Source organism: Nitrospira calida (genome assembly GCF_976986435.1).
Genome location: NZ_OZ335950.1, coordinates 387,387 through 406,924 on the forward strand (window position 1 = coordinate 387,387; position 19,538 = coordinate 406,924).

Sequence of the window (19,538 nt, forward strand, 5' to 3'; positions counted from 1 at the left end):
GACTTCCGTTCCATGACCGGTGCCGCAGATCGGCGTGTGCGGTTCCTGTGGCAATATGGGCTTGCTTAGGCCCTGCCCGGCATGGTCAAATGGCGGACGACTCATCCGAGACCGGAAGACCGATCATGCCCACCGTGCAGATACCGCAGCGATCCGTGGACGGATTGATGACGGAGCTCGTTCACCATCCGGTGAATGATCATCCGTTCTTTCAGCGGTTCAAGAATGAGCGTCTGAGCCACGAGCAACTGCTGCGGTGGTTTCGCCAGTACCATTACTTCTGCAAACGATTCGTGAAGTCCCTGGAAGGGTTGCTGTACGCGACACCGATCGACGAGCTTGCAATGAGGGTGGAGCTGGTCAAGACGCTGTACTCCGAGTTGGGTTCCGGTTCGACCGAACACGCGCACGTGCGGCGACTTGAGCGGTTCGGTGAAGCATTGGGCATACGGCCGTCCGATCTCCGCGGCACGGAACCGCTTCCGGAAGTCGCGGCGTATCTCCGGCTCCTCGATCATCTGTTCACAGGGCCCGACTATCTGGCGGCCCTGGGGGCCGAGTTGGCGGTGGAAACGACGGCCGCATCGGAGTTCCGCTATTTTTACCCTGGTCTGCAACAGTATCCACAATTCACGGCCGACGACCTCGCATTTTTCGAATTACACGTGACGGAGGAGCAGAATCACAGCGACTGGCTCCTGGCCGCTGTGCGCAGGACCGCGACGACTTTGGAGGCTGTAGCCCGCGTTGCCGCTGGCGCCCGATCGACCGTCGAGGCCTGGGAAATGTTTTGGAAGGGCCTGTACCGGGAAGTGTTCCAAGAGCCTTGTCCGGCGTAGCCTGCCGCACGGGAAAGACTGTGCGGGGTAGATGGTCGGAAAGCTCTGCGCCTGTGACGAGCCTGACACCGAGAACTGCCGTATGTTCAGCCGACACGCCGTTGGACAACCGTTTGTGCTCATGAGTGCGCTGTGCTCCGCCCTGCTGCTTGGCGGCGCCGAGACAGCCCGGGACGCTCAGGCGAGCAGCCAAGACAATCAGAAGACCGTGGTCGACCGGCTGTTCGAGACGATTCTTGGTCAAGGCTTCGTCATCACGCTGACCCCGCTGGAGGAGATCAAGAAACGGGCGGAACTCCTGGCGTCAGGCGAGTATGGCCTGACGATCGACGTGGGGCTAAAGGCCACCCCGGCCGTGCGCGACGCGCTGGAGACGGCGGCCCGCGACTTGGGCGGGCAAAGCATGGATGCGACGCTGGAGCTCGACGTCGGGATGATTTCGTTGCAGGCGCGAGCCGTGCGGATCAGCAACGACCCGAAGGTGCTGGAATATTTCCAGCGGCGGGTCGGCTCCCTAGTCTTCACGGTCGAACTCGGGTTGCAGAACGGAGAGGTCTATGCCTGTTCCACGAGCGATCCGTGGCGGCTGCCGATCACTACCGTCGGCCAAATCTACACCCTCGGCGGCAAAGCCCAGATCGCAATGTTGGGCCTTTCGCCCGCCTTCGACCGGAATGACTACGGATTCGTCGCCGTGCGCAACAGTCCCATCACGTTTAAGTATCGCGCGGTCCTTCCGGAGAATGATTTCAAACAACTGATAAAGCTGGAAGGCAAAGTGACCGAAGGCAGAGCCCCCGTACGCGAAGGGGAATGCCTGAAGGTCGGGAAGACCGCCGCCCGATCGGATTATTGACGTTGCGCGCCGTACGGCGCGAGGGGGCTTCCGCCTCCGTCAAGGACACTCGCCGCTGCGTTCAAGGGCCACCGGCTCGCCGTTCAACCGCGCGTCCTCTCCGTCGAACTGGATCAGGTAGCGCCTCGGGAGATCGTTGGTCGCTGTGAGGATCAGTACGGCCTGCGAATCCTGCACGTCGATGTGCCAAGTGCCGGTGTCCTGCTCGCCCCCTTCGCCCGGGTCGGGTGTAACCAACTCCAGCCGACGTTCGCGCAAGAACCGAACATAATAGCGACCATCCTGGCAGAGGTGCCAGGTCTGCGCGACATAGGCGTCGGCACTCCCGGTCGGGAGCCTCCGCGTCAGCATCATGCCGGAAAGGCGTCCGTACCAGTCCTTCAGCGCCTTGGCCGCGTCCTGGCTGATGAACTCCGTTGAGCCGACAAGGTGGTCGAGTAGGTGCTCGAAGTAACGCGCCTCTTCCTTCGGTCCCGCCACCTGATAGACAATCGCGTTGCGGGCCGGTCCCAGCACGGCGACGGCGCGCCCGACATGCTCGCCGCCTCCGTAGACCGCCGTGAGCCGAGTGCCGTTCACGTTCACCGATCCGACCGGATGCAGGACCAGCCCGATATCGAACATCTGGGGCTCGCCGAGGCGAGCCGCCAATTCATCCGGGGTCACGTCGTTCAGGATATGAACAATTCCCAGCCCGGCTTTAGTTGCGGAGTCCAGGAACACCGCGGTTCCGGCGGGCAGAGTGGCCCGCCAGTCCGGCGGAACGACAAACGAAACGCCTGCGAATGGAGACCGGACGCGGGTTCCGCTCCGGTAGTGCTGGCCGATCCGCAGGTCTTCAACCACGGGCTCCCGGAACCCTGCCGCCTCGCGAACCGTGGCAGGAGAAGCCGTGTGGCCGGGCGAAATCCCGACCAAGGGGACGAAGCCGGACAGCAGGAACGTCGCCAACGCAATTTTCGCGCATAGGGTGGGAGTGCGATGCAGGGACAGCATCGCACAGAGCGTCGCAGGGCGATGGAACGCTGTGCCGGTGTCGTGCAGTGTCCAGCGGATCACATCCGAACCGATGTTCATGCGGTTAGGAAATCGCTTTCTCGAGCTCGAGCGCAAGCCGTCGTTTACGTCCCCGGGATTGCGGTGCGGCAAAGTTCGTCGATATCGCGCCGCGAAGGAAGGGCGTCCTGGGCGCCGCGCCGGGTGGCGGTCAGCGCACCGGCGGCGTTGGCGAAGACGATCGCTTCGTCCAGAGGGCGTCCTTCGGCCAAGGCGCAGGCCAACGCGCCGTTGAACGCGTCGCCGGCTCCGGTCGAATCTATCGCTTCCATCCGAAAGGCGGGAAACGCCTGGTTGGCCTGTGCGTCCCTCAACCACGCGCCGCGTGAGCCAAGCGTGACAATGACGCGCCGCGCGCCGCGCGCCAATAGAATCTGCGCCGCGTCGGCCGGATCATCCTGGCCGGTCAATGCCCGGGCTTCTCCTTCGTTCGGGGTCAACACGTCCACCAACTTGAGCACGTCCGACGAAAGGGGAACGGCCGGTGCGGGATTGAGAATCGTCATCAGGCGGTGACGTTTGGCCAATGCCAGCGCCGCCGTCACGACGGGCAGCGGCAATTCGAGCTGAACCAGCAGTGCGCGGCCGCCCGCCATGAGCGTGGAGGCCCGATCGACCTCCTCGACCGTCAGCCTCCAGTTGCTGCCGGGCGCGACGGCGATCTGGTTCATGCCCGAGCGATCGACCACGATCAGCGCCACGCCGGTCGGGGTTTCGGCATCGCGCAGCAGCCCGGCGCCGGGAATGCCCATCCTGGTCAGGTGACGCTCCAGCAACCTGCCGTTGGCATCGGTCCCCAGTTTGGTGAGAAAGAACACGTCCGCGCCCGCTCTCCTGGCGGCGATGGCCTGGTTCGCCCCCTTCCCGCCGACGGATTGGTAAAACTCCCGTCCCAGGACCGTTTCTCCGGCCGCAGGCAGACGGTCGACCGCGACCGTATAGTCCACGTTGGTGGAGCCGACGACGATCACCTTCGGCATAATCGGGTCTGAAAGAGGGTCAGGAAGCGCGCGGCGTCCACGTCCATCGCCGCCTGCACTGTGGGCGGCGATGCCCGGTCCATCGAGGTCCTTCCCCGCGCCGCCCGATCCTCGGTTTCCACCGCGACGCGCAGCGACACCCGTTTCACCAGGCTCGGATCGATGGCCACGCCGACTGCGAGCGGATCATGTAGGTAAAAGGCTCCGCGACCCTCGGTTCGCTGGGCGAATGCCACCGCCGGACCCGTGGCGTCACCAAGGAATCGGCAGACCGGGTCCGTCGCATGCGCGGTCAGCTTCGCAATGGCCTCTCGGGACAATGAGACCCGCGTCGTGACGTCCAGCGGAACCAAGGTGAGGGGAAGACCGGATCGGAGCACGCGGTCCGCCGCGTGCGGATCAACGTAGAAATTGTATTCGGCGGCCGGCGTGACGTTGCCGGGAACACCCAGCGCGCCGCCCATGCAGATCACCGAGCGGAACGCGCGCACCAGCGCAGGCTCCGCCTCAAGCGCGTGCGCGAGATTGGTGAGCGGGCCTAACGTGATGAGCGTCACCTCGCCCGGAGAGCGACGCAGACACTCTCTCCAGGCCGTCAACGCGTTGGGGAGCGAGCGCGGGGTTCCAGCATCGACATATCGGCGCGTGCCGTCCGGATTGCGAATCCGGTCCAGTTCCCCCAGGCCGTCGGCTCCGTGGACATGGGTGGCGGGTTCCAGCGGCTGCCGGAGCGGCTGGACAGCTCCCTGTCCGATGAACAGGCCGGATGGAAACGGGACCAGCTCCAGCACCCGGAACAGATTTTTGGTCGCTTGCTCCACCCGCACGTTCCCGCACACGGTGGTGATTCCGATCACCTCCAGTTCGGGCGAGCGCAGGGCGAGCAGGATGGCCAGGGCGTCGTCGACGCCCGGGTCAGTGTCGATGATCACGCGGTGGGTGTTGGCCGACACGTCTACCCAACCTCCTCAAGCATCGCGCCTCGCGTTTCACGGGCTTCGGACGCAGCGAAAGCCCGTGCCGTGGTTCCGCGTGGTCGGACGCGAGCCGTCGCGCGCGGTCGTGCGCAGCATACGACGATGGTTCAGCCACGAGCCGCCGCGGAGCACCTTGTAGTCGCCGGTCTCGGGCCCCGGCGGATTCCGTTCGGGGGCCGCAGCGTAATAGGCCGGGTCGTACCAATCGGCGACCCATTCCCACAGATTGCCCGCCAAGTGCATCACCCCTTCCGGCGTCGCACCAGACTCCAAGGCCGTCACCGGCAGGGTCAGCATCCCGCGTATGCCTTTCTCCGCTAGGAGTGCCGCACCGGCGTCGGCCCACCAGGCTGCGACCTCGGCCGGCGAGGCGAAGTCGTTTCCCGCCCAATGCGACGCCCCGTTTGCCCGCTTGGGGTCCCACGCATTGCCCCATGGATAGAGGCGGCCCTTGGGGCCCCGCGCCGCTTTTTCCCACTCGGCCTCGGTGGGCAACCGTTTTCCAGCCCACTTGCAGTAGGCTTCTGCATCGAACCAGTCCACGTTGACCACTGGATGGTCCAGTAGGACGGGATCGATCTCGGTGCCACGCCATACATTGTACGAGGGATCGCAGCAATGTTCAGGCGTGCGGTGCGCGGTGGCCTTCAAAAAGACTTGGTAACGCCGGTTGGTGACTTCATACTTGTCGATATAAAAGGCGTTCAGCATAATGGTCCGTTGCGGCTCCTCGTCGGGATCACCCTGACCCGCGGCGCTGCCGCGGAGGAACGGCCCTTCAGCGATCAGCGCCATTGGTGCGCCGTCGGCCCCGACAAACTCGCCCGCCTGGGCGGTTGTCGCCACAGCCAGGAGCAAGCCGGTCAACAGCCTAGATGCCAGGCAAGATGCCATGGTCCGATTAGGGCGCAGGGGGTTCGAAGCTTCCCTCTGTCTCGAACACCGTGGAGGCGGCCAGTTCTTCCAGCAGCCGATCGAGCGCGGCGGCTTCTTCGGGCCGGCTCCCCAAGAAGTACAGGACGCCGTTGTGTGATGGCCCCATCAGTGCCAGGGCCCGGCCGATCATGTCGCCGCCCGCATAGGCCGCTTCCAGGCGGGTGCCAACGGTTTTCACCGGACCGGTCGGCTCAAACATCAAGTCGTGGGCGAAGGGCTGAACGACGCTCATGCGCGCCGCGATATCTTCCGCCGAGACGTCGCGCAAAAAGAACACCAGACCGAACCCCGGCTTCCCTAGCGGCCCTAGGATAAACACCGCTGAGTCCGGCGGCAACCCACCTGACCAATCCCGGGGGATGACGAAGGATACGCCAGCTGCCCCGATTCGGATGCGCGTGCCGCCCCCGTACTCTTCACCGGCCTGGACTTCGACGGTGCTCGGGGACCGAATCAAATCTCCCGGCGGAGAACCTTGAAGCGGCTCGGCGGCAAGCGACATGCCGGACGAGAGGAGGAAGATGATGATCGCGCCGGTCGGGAGGGAAGGACGTAACACGAACGTCGGCGGCCCGCTGACTATGTCTGCGCCATCGGAGGGCAAGTACACATCAAATGCCGGTCGCCGTACGCTTCGTCGATGCGGCCGACGCTGGGCCAGAACTTGTGTTCCCGCACCCAGGGCGCCGGAAACGCCGCCTGTTCGCGGCTGTACGGCCGGTCCCAGTCCGACGCGGTCACGGCCTGCGCGGTATGCGGCGCGCGTTTGAGGACGTTGTTGTCGCGGGGCGCCCGGCCCTCCACGATTTCCTGAATTTCTCCGCGAATCGCGATCAATGCATCGCAGAACCGATCCAGTTCGGCTTTGGATTCGCTTTCAGTCGGTTCGATCATCAGGGTGCCGGGCACGGGAAAGGACACGGTCGGCGCGTGGAATCCGTAATCCATCAGACGTTTGGCCACGTCCATCACGTCGACGCCGGCGCGCTCCTTGAACTGCCGCAGATCCAGAATGAACTCGTGGGCCACGAACCCGTGCCGGCCGGTGTACAGCACCGGGTAATGTTTCTCCAGGCGTTTGGCCATGTAGTTGGCGTTCAAAATGGCGACCTGCGTCGCCTTGGCCAGCCCGTCACGGCCCATCAACGCGATGTACATCCAGGAGATCGTTACAATGCTGGGGCTGCCATACGGGGCGGCTGAAACCGGACCGATCGATTGCGCCCCGCCGAGCCCGGTCACCGGGTGTCCCGGGAGGAACGGGACCAGATGGCGCGCAACGCAGATGGGACCCATGCCGGGCCCCCCGCCACCGTGGGGGATACAGAACGTCTTATGCAGGTTCAGGTGGCAGACATCCGCTCCGAAGTCACCGGGTCGGCAGAGCCCGACCTGCGCGTTCATGTTCGCGCCGTCTAAGTAGACCTGCCCGCCGTGCGTGTGAACGATCCGGCACATGCGCCGCACCTCGGGTTCGAACACCCCGTGCGTCGACGGGTAGGTGATCATGAGAGCAGCCAGCCGATCCCGGTGCTTCGCCGCTTTCGCTTCCAGATCAGCCAGGTCCACGTTGCCCTGCCGATCGCAGGCGACGGGGACGACCGTCATCCCGGCCATGGCCGCGCTCGCTGGGTTCGTGCCGTGCGCGGAGACGGGAATCAGACAGACATCGCGGTGTCCTTCTCCCTGCGAGCGGTGGTAGGCCCGGATGACCATCAACCCGGCGTACTCGCCCTGCGACCCGGCGTTGGGCTGCAACGACACGGCCGCGAAGCCGGTGATCTCCGCCAGCCAGGTTTCGAGCTGGTGGAACAATTCCTGGTAACCCCGGCTTTGCTCTGCTGGCGCGAACGGATGGAGGCGGGCGAACTCCGGCCAGGTGACCGGCAACATCTCGACCGTCGCGTTGAGCTTCATAGTGCAGGACCCGAGCGGAATCATGGAGTGGACCAGGGAGAGGTCCCGAGCCTGCAAACGATGCAGATACCGCACCATCTCGTGTTCCGAGTGGTAGCGGGTGAATACCTCATGGGTCAGATACTTGGTGGTCCGCGTCAGCGCCTGCGGGAAACGCACGTCCACCGACCGGGCCAGTTCCTCGATCATGAAGCCCGCGTCCTCATGTCCCAGGAAGAGGCCGATCAGCGTGCGGACTTCCTGCGGCGTGCTGACTTCATCCAGCGACACGCCGATGGAATCGTCATCGTAGCAGCGCAGATTGAACCCCGCGGCGTTGGCGCGGGCCAGCACGTGTCCTGCCTGCCCGCGGCTGAGCCGAACCCGGATGGTGTCGAAGAACGGCTCCGTGCCGACATCGAAGCCGAGCCGGCGGAGCCCTTCGGCCAGCACCACGGCCAGGCCGTGGACGCGCTCGGCGATCCGGCGCAGCCCGTCCGGCCCATGGTACACGGCGTACATGGCGGCCATGATCGCCGGCAGCACTTGCGCCGTGCAGATGTTGCTGGTGGCCCGCTCGCGACGGATGTGCTGTTCGCGGGTCTGGAGCGCTAGCCGATAGGCGGGTTTCCCAGAGGCGTCCCGCGACACGCCGACCAGGCGCCCCGGCAGTTGCCGCTTGTAGTCCTCCTTCGTGGCGAGGAAGGCCGCGTGCGGTCCGCCGAACCCCAAGGGCACGCCGAAGCGTTGACTCGATCCAACGGCGATATCGGCCCCGAAATCGCCAGGCGGACGCAAGAGCGTAAGGGCCAGCAGGTCCGTCGCGACGGCGACCAGCGCACTGGCAGCATGGGCCTGCGCGACGAGATCGCTGTAGTCGCCGACATAGCCGTCCGTGGTCGGGAACTGCAACAGGATGCCGCAGAGTCGCTCCCCGGAGAAATCGATGCGCGACGTTTTGCCGACCTGGAGGGCGATGCCAAGGGATTCGGCGCGCGTCCGCAGCACCGCGATCGTCTGCGGGTGGCAGTCCTGCGCCACGAAGAAGGCTTTCTTCTCCGCGCCGGCGGCGCGGGAGATTGCCAGGCACATGGCCATCGCTTCGGCCGCCGCCGTCGCTTCATCCAGCAGCGAAGCGTTGGCGAGCGGCAGCCCGGTGAGGTCGGCGACCATCGTCTGGAAGACCGCCAGCGCTTCCAGTCGGCCCTGCGCGATCTCCGCCTGATACGGTGTGTACTGGGTGTACCACCCGGGATTTTCCAAGATGTTCCGTTGAATGACCGGAGGAGTGATGCAATCGTAATAACCCATGCCGATCAGCGAGCGGAAGATCCGATTCTGCGCCGCGATGGCGCGCAGTTCATTCAGGACGTCCTGCTCGCCGCGATGCCCGGGCAATGCCAGCGGGCGGCGCAATCGGATATCGTCTGGCACCGTCTGATCGATCAGCGCGTCGAGCGACTGCAGCCCGAGCGTCGCCAACATCTCCCGGATGTCGGCCTCTGTGGGCCCGAGATGGCGGTGGACAAAGGTGTCGGTCGGTTGAAGAAAGTCGGGATTCGTCATGCGCTGTGTGTCGCCTCAGGGTGTTGTTGGCTGGCAGGAACGTTGTCGTTTGCGAGCCGATGATCGATGATCAAGCAGCGATCCTCCACCGAGGATGGCCGAAGAGTATCATGGCGAGCGGCATTTTCCAAGCGGCTGTCGCGCTTGCCTTCGGGATGAGGGTCGGGTATTAGTGAGAACAAGGGGAAGGTCTCGTCGGCGACGCATGAAAGTTCACGACATCCTGATCGTCGGCGCCGGTTTGGCCGGCATGAGGGCGGCCATCGCGGCGCCTTCCCACCTCGATGTCGCGGTGCTCTCGAAAGTCCATCCGGTCCGCAGCCACTCCGTCGCCGCTCAAGGCGGCATCAACGCGGCCATCGGCGAGAACGATTCCTGGGAGGCCCATGCCTTCGACACGGCGAAAGGCGGGCTCTATCTCGGCGATCAGGACGCGATCGAAGCCATGTGCCGGGAAGCGCCCGGAGACATTCTGGAATTGGAACGGATGGGCGTCATCTTCAGCCGCAACGAACAGGGCAAAATCGCGCAGCGCCCGTTTGGAGGAGCCGGATTTCCGCGCACCTGCTACGCGGCCGATCGCACGGGACACGCCATCCTGCATGTGATGTACGAACAACTGCTGAAGCGGCAGATTTTCGTCTATGAAGAATGGTACGTCACGTCGCTGATCGTCGAAGACGGCGTGTGCCGGGGCGTGGTGGCCTGGGACCTGATCCACGGCGGACTGCACGCGATCGGCGCCAAGGCGGTGATCCTCGCCACCGGAGGAAGCGGCCGGGTCTTCCTCACCAGCACGAATGCGGTCATCAATACCGGCGACGGGATGGCCCTGGCATACAAGGCAGGCGCGCCGCTCGAGGACATGGAGTTCGTGCAGTTCCACCCCACGACGCTCAAGGATACCGGCATCCTGATCACCGAAGGCGCACGCGGCGAAGGAGGCTATCTCCTGAACACGCTCGGCGAACGGTTTATGAAAAAGTACGCGCCCGACCAAATGGAGCTGGCAACCCGCTCCACTGTCTCCCTAGCGATCGGCCAGGAAATCCTCGAAGGCCGTGGCGTAGACGGGTGCGTGCTGCTGGATTTGCGGCATCTCGGCCGTGAGCGTATCCTTGAACGGCTGCCGCAGATTCGGGAACTCTCCATCGAGTTTGCGGGAATCGACCCGATCGAAACACCGATCCCAGTCCGGCCCGGCGCGCACTATCAGATGGGCGGGGTCCGCACGAACCAATGGGGCGAAACCGAGATTCCCGGGCTCTATGCCGCCGGTGAGTGCGCCTGCGTGAGCGTCCACGGCGCCAACCGGTTGGGCGGGAATTCGCTCCTGGAGACGATCGTGTTCGGTCGTCGCGCTGGGCTCAGAGCGGCGGAATACGTCCGGCAGGTCAAACCCCGCGCGCTATCGGACGCAACGCTCCGAGCGGAAGAGACCCGCATCCGCCGCCTGCTGGCCCGGCACGGCTCGGAGCGGCCCTGGCAGGTCCGCGAGGAACTGGGCAGGGTCATGAGCCAGAACCTCGGTATTTTCCGGACACAGCAATCCATGCAGGAGGCCTGGGAGAAGGTCCGTGAGTTGAAGGCCCGAACGTCCCAGGTGTACGTTCACGACAAGGGCCGGATTTTCAACACCGATTTAATCCAGGCGCTGGAGCTGGAGTCGCTGGTGGAAATCGCAGAGACCATCGTGGCCGGGGCGCTGGCCCGGGAAGAAAGCCGCGGAGCGCACTACCGGTCTGATTTTCCCAAGCGGGACGATGCCAACTGGTTAAAACACACGCTGGCGTACCGGACCCCCGACGGGCCGTCGCTCAAGTACGCGCCGGTGACGATCACGCGGTTTCCGCCGAAATAGGCGCGAGGCACGAGATCGCGCTTCTGGTAACCTGACAAACCCGCTGGTCACGCATGGCTCGCGCGCCGCGTTGGTGACGCTGTCTGTGATGCGCATCCTGGTGATCGAAGACGAAGCGAAGGTCGCCTCCTTCATCAAACGAGCGCTGGAGGAGGAGAGCTACGCAGTGGATCTCTCCGCTGACGGCGCTCAAGGCCTCGACCTGGGCTTGAGCGGCAGCTACGACCTCATTGTGATCGATCTCATGCTGCCGGGCCTGCCCGGCCTGGAAGTGCTCAAGCGGCTCCGCAAAGAGAAAATCCAGGCGCCGGTGCTGATCCTTACCGCCCAGTCGCAGGTCGATCAGAAGGTGAAGGGGTTGGACGCCGGCGCCGATGATTACCTGACGAAGCCTTTCGCGATCGATGAACTGCTTGCGCGCGTCCGTGCGTTGCTCCGACGGGGAGCCGCCGAAACGCCGGGCGTGCTGCAGATCGACGATCTGGTGCTCAATCCGGCCACGCGCGAAGTGACCCGCGCAGGCCAGCGGATCGACCTCACGCTCAAGGAGTATGCCCTGCTCGAATATTTCATGCGACACGCCGGTCGGGTGCTGACCAGACCGATGATCTCCGAGCACGTCTGGAATCAGGACTTCGACACGTTCACCAACGTCATCGACGTCTATGTGAATTACCTCCGGAACAAAATCGACCGAGGCCGAGGGCGGAAGCTCATCCACACCGTCCGCGGCAGCGGCTACATGCTGAAGGCCGACTGATGCCGCTTCGGGTTCGGCTCACGCTGTGGTACGGAACCGCGATGGCGCTGTTTTTGGCGATCTTCGCCGTCGTGCTGTATACCGTCATGGCCCGGAGTCTCAAAGACCAGGTGGATCAGTCGCTCGAGGAGACGGCCACGGTCGCCGTGCGCTCGCTAGAGCAGCGGGGGTTCCTCACGCTGCTCGACGAAGAAGAGCTGCTGACCCAGTTCCCTGAGCTGGCCCGCATCGACAAGTTTTTTCAGATCTTCAGCCCGACCGGCAAAATCACCATCCGGTCCCCCAACATTCAACGGCATGACGTCCCGCTCAGCCGGACCGCGCTCGAGGACGCGTTCACCGGCAAGACCACATTCGAGTCCGCCAAATATCCCGGTGAACCGCCGCTCCGGCTCGTATCGGTCCCGATTCTTTATCGAGGGAGCCTGGTCTATATCGTCCAAGTCGGCACTTCGCTGGAATCCGTCGAGGCGTCGCTGCATCGCCTGCTGATCATGCTGCTGGTGACCATCCCGGTCGCGCTGGCAGTGTCCTTGGCCGGCGGGTGGTTCCTCGCGGGACGGGCCTTGAAGCCGGTGGACACGATCACGCTGGCCGCCCAGCGGATCGCGGCAGGCGACCTGACCCAGCGGCTCACCGTGCCGTCTTCTTCGGACGAGATCGGGCGCCTCGCCGCCACGTTCAACGACATGATCGCCCGGCTTGACGCGTCGTTCCGTCAAATCCGCCAGTTCAGCAGTGACGCCTCGCATGAACTGCGAACGCCACTGACGGTCATGAAGGGCGAAACGGAATTGGTGCTCCGCCGGCCCCGCGCGACGGAGGACTACAAGATGGTCCTCGAGAGCAACCTGGAGGAGATCGACCGGATGAGCCGCATTGTCGAGGAACTGTTGTTTCTCTCACGGGCCGACCTGGGCGAGGTCAAGATGGAACGTGCGCCGGTCCGGCTGGAAGCGCTGGTCGAAGATATCCAGCGGCAAGCCGGCCTGTTGGGGCAGGAACACCACGTGGAGGTCGTGCTCGGGACGGTTCAGCCTGCCACCGTGTTGGGGGACGAGCTGCGTCTGCGCGAGCTACTGCTGAACTTGGTAGACAACGCGGTCAAGTACTCCAAGCCGGGCGGCAAGGTGGAGATCACCCTCCTGAGAGAGGCTGATGAGGCCCGCCTGGCGATCATCGACCAGGGCATCGGGATCGCCCCCGCAGCGCAGAAGCTGATCTTCGATCGTTTCTACCGCACCGACGAAGCGCGGGCGCATACGAAGAAGGGCACCGGATTAGGGCTTGCGATCTGTGCCTGGATCACGGAAGCCCATCAAGGCCGTATCGAGGTCAAGAGCGCGATCGGCGAAGGCTCGACGTTCACCGTCGTGCTGCCCCTCGCGCCTTCAGCGGCTTAGCGACTTTTAATCTCTCCTTAATCCCCCTCTCATCCTGTGTTGTTAAAGTGCGCCTGTGAGTCGGACCGGCTCGTCAAAGACCATTATTCATTTGTACGTTTCACAAGGAGGGAACGATGAATCGATCGTGGCAACGGACACTCGGAGCCGGCGCCGGGGCGGCGGTGCTCGGTGCGGCAATGATCTGGGGCGGACTGTTCCTATCCACGTCCCATGCGGTGACTTCGCCGGCGCAGACGGCGGTCGCAACGACACCGGCCGCGCAACCGCCCGGCGCGGGCTTTACGGACGTCGCGCGGGCGGTCACGCCGGCGGTCGTCAACATTACGCCGTCCATTGCGGGAAAAACGGCCGACTCTCGTGAACCGCACGAGCGGATGGAGGAATTTTTCGGGGCCCCCTTCGGCCCGCGCGGCCATCGCGGGCCCCAGCCTCCGTTCGACCCGCGTGAGCGCCGTGGTGGCGGCATGGGGTCCGGCGTGATCGTGTCGCCGGACGGGTACATCATCACCAACAACCACGTGGTGGACGGGGCGAAGGACGTGACCGTCACGCTGCCGGACAAGCGGGAGTTCAAGGGCAAGATCGTCGGGACAGATCCGAAAACGGACCTGGCGGTCGTGAAGATCGAGGGGCAGAACCTCCCCTACGTACCTTGGGGCGATTCGTCCAAGTTGCAGGTCGGCGAGTATGTCCTGGCGATCGGCAATCCCTTCGGCTTGAACTCCACCGTAACGCTCGGCATCGTGAGCGCGCTGGGCCGCGGCCGCATGGGCATCACCCAGTATGAAGACTTCATCCAGACCGACGCGGCCATTAACCCGGGGAACTCCGGCGGGGCGCTGGTTAACACGAAAGGGGAACTGATCGGGATCAACACGGCCATCTTCTCGCAGACCGGCGGCTACCAGGGCGTCGGGTTCGCCGTACCGACGGCCATGGCCAAACCCGTGTATGAGAGCCTGGTCAAGACCGGCAAGGTCGTCCGCGGCTACCTGGGCATCAGCATCCAAGACCTGACACAGGATCTGAGCAAGTCGTTCGGGCTGAAGGAATCGAAGGGCGCACTTGTCAGCGAAGTCAAAGAAGACAGCCCGGCGGATCAGGCGGGACTCAAGCAGGGCGACGTGATCATCGGGTATCAGGGCTCGCCGGTGGAGGACGCGGTCGCGTTGCAGCGTCTGGTCACAAGAACCGCCGTCGGGACGAAAGCGACGGTGAAGGTCATTCGGGACGGTCAAGAGAAGGAACTCACAGTCACGATCGGCGAGCAGCCGGACACGGTTCAAATCGCCAAGGCCGATACAGGCCAGGCGGAAGGAGCATTGGCCGGTGTGACCGTTCAGGATCTGGATCGGGAGACCGCGCGCGAGCTAGGCCTGCGGAGCCAGATGCAGGGCGTCGTGGTGACGAACGTCGAGCCGGATAGCGGCGCGGACCGGGCCGGCTTGATGCCGGGCGATGTGATCCGCGAGATCAATCGGCAGCCAGTCAAATCCGTGAAGGACTTCGAGAAGGTGTCAGCCCACCTCAAGAAAGGCGAGCACGCCCTCTTCTTGATCAACCGGCGAGGCGCGGCGCTGTTCCTGAGCGTGAAGGTGTAAACACCGGAGAACGCGCGGGGCCGGCGGGACGCGCGTCCCGCCGGGCGCTCGCTGGAAACGGTCAGCGCAGACCGGCGCCAAGCAGGCGATACTGTCCCAAGCCGAAACTCGTCGCCTTCCCGACATGGGTCACCTCGCCCACCCGCAAGAGAGGCACAAATGGACCGAGCGGTCCTTCGAAGGTCACCCGGCCGATCAATCCGCCGAGTTGCATCGTTTCCTGCTGGCGCTGCGAGTAGCGGGTCCAGTCGTACCAGACGAGCGCGGAGGAGACGGTCTGAACCGAACGTGCCAGGTTGATCCACTCGCGAAACGCAACCTCCGACGGATCGCCCCCGCAATGGAAATACGAGAGATGGGCGATGCGCCGAAGCAACGCGCGGACCAGAATATGGAACTCCAGCGACATGGCGAGGCGCTCATCATACTTCACCCGCACCGGAGTGAGGAATTCGATCTCCATCCGCGCCTTGGCGCGGCCATCGGCCCCGCCGACCGGCGGGTGGAGCGACAGGCGGGCGGTTTGCATACAGGCTTCGGTTCCGGCGAGTATGCCTTCCTTCGCGGAATAGATTCGGCAACATCGCCCATCCACCCACCCGTTCGCTTCAGTGACTGTCGCGGTCACCCGGCGGGAGCCGAAACCGATCCGGCCCATGCGTTCGAAGGTGAAAATGAAATGCGGGAGCCAGCGCAGCGCGCGGCCGAACAAGGTGAGGCCAAGCTCGAAGGCCTCGCCCGGAGCCACGGTCTGCCCGCCGGCCGGCGGTTCGAGGACAAAAGGATGAGGAGCCGCCGGGTACTTGCGCATCACCCGGGTGTCCGGAGGCGGCGGAGTCTCGAACACATACGGATAGATGCAACGATCCTTGAGCCCGCAGGGAACGCACTCATACGTATGAGTCGCGCAGACCACCCGCTTGAGTGCGAGGCCAAAGGCGCCGCGGAACATGGAGCCGGCGTACAGCGGGAGCCGCAGCGCCGCGTCCGGCTTGAGCGCAATCGTGAACCGCCCGAACGAGAGCGGGAGAGAGGTCCGGCCAGGATTGGCGTCAGTAGGCAGTCCGCTCACGGGAGCACCACAGTCGCGCCGTCCGGCAGCCGGTCTCCGCAGCCAAGTGCGGTGATCGTGTCGCCCGACGGGAGCGGATAGAGGCGCACGTCATCTGCTTGCACGTCGATCAAGTGGTTCAATCGAGACACGACCTCTTGCAGTTCTAGCCAGGTGAACGAGCACAGGAAGACGGAATATTGCACAGGCACCCCGATGCCCTTCAGATACCGGTGCACGCGGGTCAACCGGCCCTCGTCCGTAATGTCGTAGCACACCAGATAGCGCGTCCGCATCAGTTATGGCTCCCAGATCATGACGGCGAACTGGTCGAGCAGCCGGCGGAGCAGCATCGCCAAACGCGAGCGGCGGGATTCAAACAGCTCCGCCAGCGCCCGCGGCAGCGGGCCGGTTTCGTCTGGAATTCCCGCGCCGCTGTCTAGCCAGACGAGGTCGGCGTCGGGCTGCAGCGCCGCAACGCAATCTCGCACGAATCCCAACGGCTGGGCCCGGTGCAGGGGACTCAGATGCGGGTCCCACCCCGCTCCCACGATTATCTCTAACGCCAAGGTCTGCAGCGCTGCCCGGAAAAACCCGCGCCGCCGAAGCGATACGCCGCGCAATCGGGCCTGTCGCGCAATCCATGCGTCATAGTCCGCTGGCCGCATCCCTTCCTGCCGCCATCGCGCCGCCGTCACGGGATCGAGGCGGGACGCCAAAACCAAGCGGCGCCCGCGTTCCCATGCCCGCAGCCATGCGCACAGGCGGTCCCGCTGCCGGGGATCTTCCAAAGCCGCCGCCTGTTGTCCGCGCCGGGCGAACAGGCCCGCTGCACTTCCCAGAACCACCGCGACGGGCTCGCCTTCTCGATTCAAGAGGGTAATCGGGACCCCGCGTTCGGCGAAGGCCATCAGGCTCTCGGTGTCGAGCGCGACGTTGCCAGCGATGAGCACGCGCCGGATCAGCCGCACCGGCACACGTTGCCCGGCGGTGTGGCGCCGCTCGATCCACAACGAAGGACCGTCACGGCTGACCCGCAGCCCCGGCGTTTCCTTGAGATAGAGCGTTCTCTCCATGGTTCAGGATGTGTCGCGCCAAGGTTTCGACCGTCTCCCGCATGGGCGAGCGATGCGGAGCGATCCAGTCTTCATAGGCGGCATAGAATCGGCTGCGCGCGCCCTTCTTCAACGAGCAGCCCGGCCGATCCTGGTCCGAGGCAAAGTCACGGCGCTCGAACCGTCGCTCGCGGAACAGGTCCCACACCCACCGATCCACCATCGGCCGGAATGGTTCCATCAAGTCGCAAGCCAGCGATTCCCGGCCGTAGTCCAGTTCGTGGTAGAACCCGATCAGCGGATCGAGCCCAATGGCCTCGCATTCACGCACCCATTCCCAATGGGCCAGCGTGTAGGTCAGCGACAACAGGGCATTGACCGGGTCGCGCGGCGGCCGCCGTTCCCGTCCCCCAAACCCCAGGCTCGGCGGAAACACGGCCGGCAGCGCGCCAAAATAGACCGCGGCCGCGCCGCCCTCCAGCCCGCGCAGCCGTTCGACGTTGCCGGCCTCAACGGCCTTGGCGCGGGTCTCGTCGATACTCTCGGCGGCACGCAGGAGCAGCGCCCGCTGGTCCGGCCGTGCGTCCGCGGCCTCGCGCAACACCGCCACCTGTCCGGCAAGCTTGGCCGTGATCCATTCCGTCGCCAGCCGAAGGGCGAGGGGGCCGCGGTGTTCAGCATACTGGGCCACGCGCAGCCGTGCATGATTGTGCAGGCGACCCACCAGGCGGCCGCGAAAGGCTTGCGTGCGTCCGGAGAGGAACAATACCGCGACGCCCTGCTCCGCCAGGCGATGGAGCACGGACGTTTCGACGAGCTGGTTCCCGATCACTACGACCCGGTCCACGGGGGCCAGCGGCACCATGCCGTCCCGCTCGCCGTTCACGTAGACGGCCAGCGCCCCGCCGTCGAGCCGGAGCTCGGCATCCTTGCGATCCAGATAGACCGTGCCGCCCATCGCACGCTCCCGTGGCCCTTACCCGAAGTAAAAGAACGCCGGATCGGCCGGCGGCACGGCAATGCCCAGGGTATGAGGCCGGCTGCGGCCGTCAAGCGTGACGATGTGCACGCGATCTTCGTTCGGCTCAATGAGCCCTTGCAGCATGTCCGTCACCTCGGTCAATTCGGTCGGGCTGAGCCAGCATTCATACACCGACTTCTGCCCGCCGGTGCTGTAGGCCTTGAGCAGGTCGCGCACCTTGTTGAGGCGCCCAGGCTCGCAGACGTCATAGGCGATGAGGTAGAGACGGCGCATGGTCTTTGCTCCGCTGCCGGTCAGTGTGCGCTCGACTGTTGACGCAGTCGGCGCCATGGAAATTCCAACGCCTCGCACCGGCTGTCGAAATCCGGCACCGCGAACAGGACGAGATGTCGCACCTTGCCCATGAGCGACTCGACGTCGGCCTTCCCGATTGGCTCCAGACCATGCGCAAGCAGCGACACGTTGCGTTTCTTGAGCAAGACGCCGAGGCCGCGCAACTCTCCCTGGTCAAATCGGCAGCCCACTTCGTGGCCAAGCTCCTTGAGCAGCCGATAATCCCACTCCAAGCCGATTTTGATCACCCCATCGCGGTTCCGGATCGCGTCAAGTTCGGCTCGAAGCGAGTTGGGTACATTGGCGGTATCCACATGGGCTGTGTCGATCCCGAAGTCTTTCCAGAGAATCCACTGTCCCAACATCTCTGCCATCCGGTACAGTCGCGCGAGGGCGTCGTCGTAACGTCCCTCGTCGAGCCGCCGACGCGCATTGTTGAAGAGATCGGCCAGCCGGTCCGGCGAATGGCCGCGCTCGGGTTTCAACCGGAGCAGCCGCGAGGGGAGATCGGCCGCCGGGCGGAACGGATCTGCCTCGACAACATCGGCCTTCAGCACCTTGTCCAATTCGCCGGCCGCTCGCGCATGCTCGAATCGATCCCACGCGCCATAGCCCTCGGCGACCGCCATCAGCACGTCCTTGAGACGCGTTTCATGGTCACCCAGCCACGCAGCATTCAGCCGGCCCAATAACTCCCGCGCCGTGTCGAACCGCTGCACCCGGCACAGTTCTGTCGCCAGTGCCAGCCGCTCGTCCGCCCAGATGCGGCGCGGCTCGATCGGTACGAGCCGCTCGGTGCCGCTCACCACAGTCCCGCTGAACCGAGCACCGGCAATGTAGCTCAACGTCCCACAACCATGCGCGACCGCCGCCAGGGTCAGCCCTGCCGTCATGGCCTTGGTGCCGCTCGTGTAATCCACCTCGATGTCCTCCGGTGCAAAACCGCGGCGGGTGAGATCCCGCAGCACCGCGCGACAGGACCGATAGGTCGCCTCTACATCGTCCGGGTCCGGGGTCTCCCGAATGTCGTACGCCTCCGGCGACAGGTTCAGGGTTCGGACCATCCGCTCCGCATGCTTCCGGCTGTCGGCGCTGACGATCCAGACGGTATAGGTGGCTCCGCTCTTCCGCCAATGCCACAAAAGCGGCTGGGTGATGTCTTGATCCGGCCGTGTGCCGGTCCCGACCGATTGGACGAATGCCTTCGCCATGCGGTGCCTCCGTGTGTCTGTGCCTGTCATACCGCATCAGGGGAGGGCAGGCAAGTCGAGAAACGTTGCCGTGCAAACGTTGCCGTGCAGGGGCGGGGAATGGCCGGTATCGAGTGGAAAGAGAAAAGGGAGCAACGGAGCGGAGAGGCAGGGTCCGGTGGGACCTGTCACC

Annotated in this window: 18 protein-coding genes; 6 read left to right on the forward strand and 12 right to left on the reverse strand. The window is 64.6% G+C overall.

Annotated features, from left to right (window positions below; all coding sequences use genetic code 11):
• Window positions 1–125 precede the first annotated feature (125 nt).
• The gene (locus ACWHTU_RS02065; protein ID WP_447861261.1) at window positions 126–839 is read left to right on the forward strand and encodes a TenA family transcriptional regulator; all 714 of its coding nucleotides are present in this window, start codon (window positions 126–128) and stop codon (window positions 837–839) included.
• Window positions 840–921: 82 nt separating this feature from the next.
• The gene (locus ACWHTU_RS02070) at window positions 922–1,695 is read left to right on the forward strand and encodes a hypothetical protein (RefSeq protein WP_447861262.1); all 774 of its coding nucleotides are present in this window, start codon (window positions 922–924) and stop codon (window positions 1,693–1,695) included.
• Window positions 1,696–1,734: 39 nt separating this feature from the next.
• On the opposite strand, the gene ACWHTU_RS02075 is transcribed toward ACWHTU_RS02070, so the two are convergent.
• From ACWHTU_RS02075 to gcvP, 6 genes are read right to left on the reverse strand one after another with little or no spacing between them, the layout of a single operon-like run.
• Entirely contained in the window at window positions 1,735–2,772 is a 1,038-nt protein-coding gene (locus tag ACWHTU_RS02075; RefSeq protein WP_447861263.1) for a hypothetical protein, read from the reverse strand.
• Window positions 2,773–2,816: 44 nt separating this feature from the next.
• Window positions 2,817–3,731, reverse strand: a complete 915-nt coding sequence (gene rbsK / locus ACWHTU_RS02080; RefSeq protein WP_447861264.1) for a ribokinase — start codon at window positions 3,729–3,731, stop codon at window positions 2,817–2,819.
• Window positions 3,719–4,684, reverse strand: a complete 966-nt coding sequence (locus ACWHTU_RS02085; RefSeq protein ID WP_447861265.1) for a nucleoside hydrolase — start codon at window positions 4,682–4,684, stop codon at window positions 3,719–3,721. Before ACWHTU_RS02085 ends, rbsK begins: the two co-directional genes overlap by 13 nt.
• Window positions 4,685–4,720: 36 nt before the next feature.
• Window positions 4,721–5,575, reverse strand: a complete 855-nt coding sequence (locus tag ACWHTU_RS02090; RefSeq protein WP_447861266.1) for a formylglycine-generating enzyme family protein — start codon at window positions 5,573–5,575, stop codon at window positions 4,721–4,723.
• Window positions 5,576–5,609: 34 nt separating this feature from the next.
• Window positions 5,610–6,203, reverse strand: coding sequence for a hypothetical protein (locus ACWHTU_RS02095; RefSeq protein WP_447861267.1), 594 nt, complete (start codon window positions 6,201–6,203; stop codon window positions 5,610–5,612).
• A gap of 20 nt (window positions 6,204–6,223) precedes the next feature.
• Window positions 6,224–9,106 carry an aminomethyl-transferring glycine dehydrogenase gene (gene gcvP / locus ACWHTU_RS02100; protein WP_447861268.1) on the reverse strand — a complete coding sequence of 961 codons (2,883 nt, stop codon included), beginning with the start codon at window positions 9,104–9,106 and terminating at the stop codon, window positions 6,224–6,226.
• Between the two features lie 205 nt (window positions 9,107–9,311).
• Between gcvP and ACWHTU_RS02105 the strand changes: the two genes are divergently transcribed.
• The 4 genes from ACWHTU_RS02105 (at window position 9,312) to ACWHTU_RS02120 (ending at window position 14,734) form a co-directional block, all read left to right on the forward strand.
• The gene (locus tag ACWHTU_RS02105) at window positions 9,312–10,967 is read left to right on the forward strand and encodes an FAD-binding protein (RefSeq protein ID WP_447861269.1); all 1,656 of its coding nucleotides are present in this window, start codon (window positions 9,312–9,314) and stop codon (window positions 10,965–10,967) included.
• Between the two features lie 88 nt (window positions 10,968–11,055).
• The gene (locus tag ACWHTU_RS02110) at window positions 11,056–11,727 is read left to right on the forward strand and encodes a response regulator transcription factor (protein WP_447863296.1); all 672 of its coding nucleotides are present in this window, start codon (window positions 11,056–11,058) and stop codon (window positions 11,725–11,727) included.
• Entirely contained in the window at window positions 11,727–13,130 is a 1,404-nt protein-coding gene (locus ACWHTU_RS02115) for a sensor histidine kinase (protein WP_447861270.1), read from the forward strand. Before ACWHTU_RS02110 ends, ACWHTU_RS02115 begins: the two co-directional genes overlap by 1 nt.
• A 116-nt stretch (window positions 13,131–13,246) precedes the next feature.
• On the forward strand, window positions 13,247–14,734 hold the full coding sequence (locus tag ACWHTU_RS02120) for a DegQ family serine endoprotease (RefSeq protein WP_447861271.1): 1,488 nt from the start codon (window positions 13,247–13,249) through the stop codon (window positions 14,732–14,734).
• 61 nt (window positions 14,735–14,795) lie between these two features.
• Here the strand turns inward: ACWHTU_RS02120 and cas6 are convergent, their stop codons facing one another.
• From cas6 to ACWHTU_RS02150, 6 genes are read right to left on the reverse strand one after another with little or no spacing between them, the layout of a single operon-like run.
• A complete protein-coding gene (cas6, locus tag ACWHTU_RS02125) occupies window positions 14,796–15,806 on the reverse strand; it encodes a CRISPR system precrRNA processing endoribonuclease RAMP protein Cas6 (RefSeq protein WP_447861272.1) in 1,011 nt (336 codons plus the stop codon).
• Window positions 15,803–16,081 (reverse strand): CRISPR-associated endonuclease Cas2, encoded by a 279-nt coding sequence (gene cas2 / locus ACWHTU_RS02130; RefSeq protein WP_447861273.1) that lies wholly within the window; start codon window positions 16,079–16,081, stop codon window positions 15,803–15,805. Before cas2 (ACWHTU_RS02130) ends, cas6 begins: the two co-directional genes overlap by 4 nt.
• Before the next feature lie 3 nt (window positions 16,082–16,084).
• Window positions 16,085–16,861 carry a CRISPR-associated endonuclease Cas1 gene (locus tag ACWHTU_RS02135; RefSeq protein WP_447861274.1) on the reverse strand — a complete coding sequence of 259 codons (777 nt, stop codon included), beginning with the start codon at window positions 16,859–16,861 and terminating at the stop codon, window positions 16,085–16,087.
• A complete protein-coding gene (cas1, locus tag ACWHTU_RS02140; RefSeq protein ID WP_447861275.1) occupies window positions 16,809–17,798 on the reverse strand; it encodes a CRISPR-associated endonuclease Cas1 in 990 nt (329 codons plus the stop codon). Before cas1 ends, ACWHTU_RS02135 begins: the two co-directional genes overlap by 53 nt.
• A gap of 18 nt (window positions 17,799–17,816) precedes the next feature.
• The gene (gene cas2 / locus ACWHTU_RS02145; protein WP_447861276.1) at window positions 17,817–18,095 is read right to left on the reverse strand and encodes a CRISPR-associated endonuclease Cas2; all 279 of its coding nucleotides are present in this window, start codon (window positions 18,093–18,095) and stop codon (window positions 17,817–17,819) included.
• Window positions 18,096–18,115: 20 nt separating this feature from the next.
• A complete protein-coding gene (locus tag ACWHTU_RS02150) occupies window positions 18,116–19,366 on the reverse strand; it encodes a TIGR02710 family CRISPR-associated CARF protein (protein WP_447861277.1) in 1,251 nt (416 codons plus the stop codon).
• Between the last annotated feature and the right edge of the window lie 172 nt (window positions 19,367–19,538).

Excerpts from the sequence above, each read along its gene's own strand:
- ACWHTU_RS02065 (WP_447861261.1), top strand. The coding sequence starts at position 126 with ATGCCCACCGTGCAGATACCGCAGCGATCCGTGGACGGATTGATGACG.
- ACWHTU_RS02070 (WP_447861262.1), top strand. The coding sequence starts at position 922 with ATGTTCAGCCGACACGCCGTTGGACAACCGTTTGTGCTCATGAGTGCG.
- ACWHTU_RS02075 (WP_447861263.1), bottom strand. The coding sequence starts at position 2,772 with ATGAACATCGGTTCGGATGTGATCCGCTGGACACTGCACGACACCGGC.
- rbsK (WP_447861264.1), bottom strand. The coding sequence starts at position 3,731 with ATGCCGAAGGTGATCGTCGTCGGCTCCACCAACGTGGACTATACGGTC.
- gcvP (WP_447861268.1), bottom strand. The coding sequence starts at position 9,106 with ATGACGAATCCCGACTTTCTTCAACCGACCGACACCTTTGTCCACCGC.
- ACWHTU_RS02105 (WP_447861269.1), top strand. The coding sequence starts at position 9,312 with ATGAAAGTTCACGACATCCTGATCGTCGGCGCCGGTTTGGCCGGCATG.
- ACWHTU_RS02110 (WP_447863296.1), top strand. The coding sequence starts at position 11,056 with ATGCGCATCCTGGTGATCGAAGACGAAGCGAAGGTCGCCTCCTTCATC.
- ACWHTU_RS02115 (WP_447861270.1), top strand. The coding sequence starts at position 11,727 with ATGCCGCTTCGGGTTCGGCTCACGCTGTGGTACGGAACCGCGATGGCG.
- ACWHTU_RS02120 (WP_447861271.1), top strand. The coding sequence starts at position 13,247 with ATGAATCGATCGTGGCAACGGACACTCGGAGCCGGCGCCGGGGCGGCG.
- cas2 (WP_447861273.1), bottom strand. The coding sequence starts at position 16,081 with ATGCGGACGCGCTATCTGGTGTGCTACGACATTACGGACGAGGGCCGG.
- ACWHTU_RS02135 (WP_447861274.1), bottom strand. The coding sequence starts at position 16,861 with ATGGAGAGAACGCTCTATCTCAAGGAAACGCCGGGGCTGCGGGTCAGC.
- cas1 (WP_447861275.1), bottom strand. The coding sequence starts at position 17,798 with ATGGGCGGCACGGTCTATCTGGATCGCAAGGATGCCGAGCTCCGGCTC.
- cas2 (WP_447861276.1), bottom strand. The coding sequence starts at position 18,095 with ATGCGCCGTCTCTACCTCATCGCCTATGACGTCTGCGAGCCTGGGCGC.
- ACWHTU_RS02150 (WP_447861277.1), bottom strand. The coding sequence starts at position 19,366 with ATGGCGAAGGCATTCGTCCAATCGGTCGGGACCGGCACACGGCCGGAT.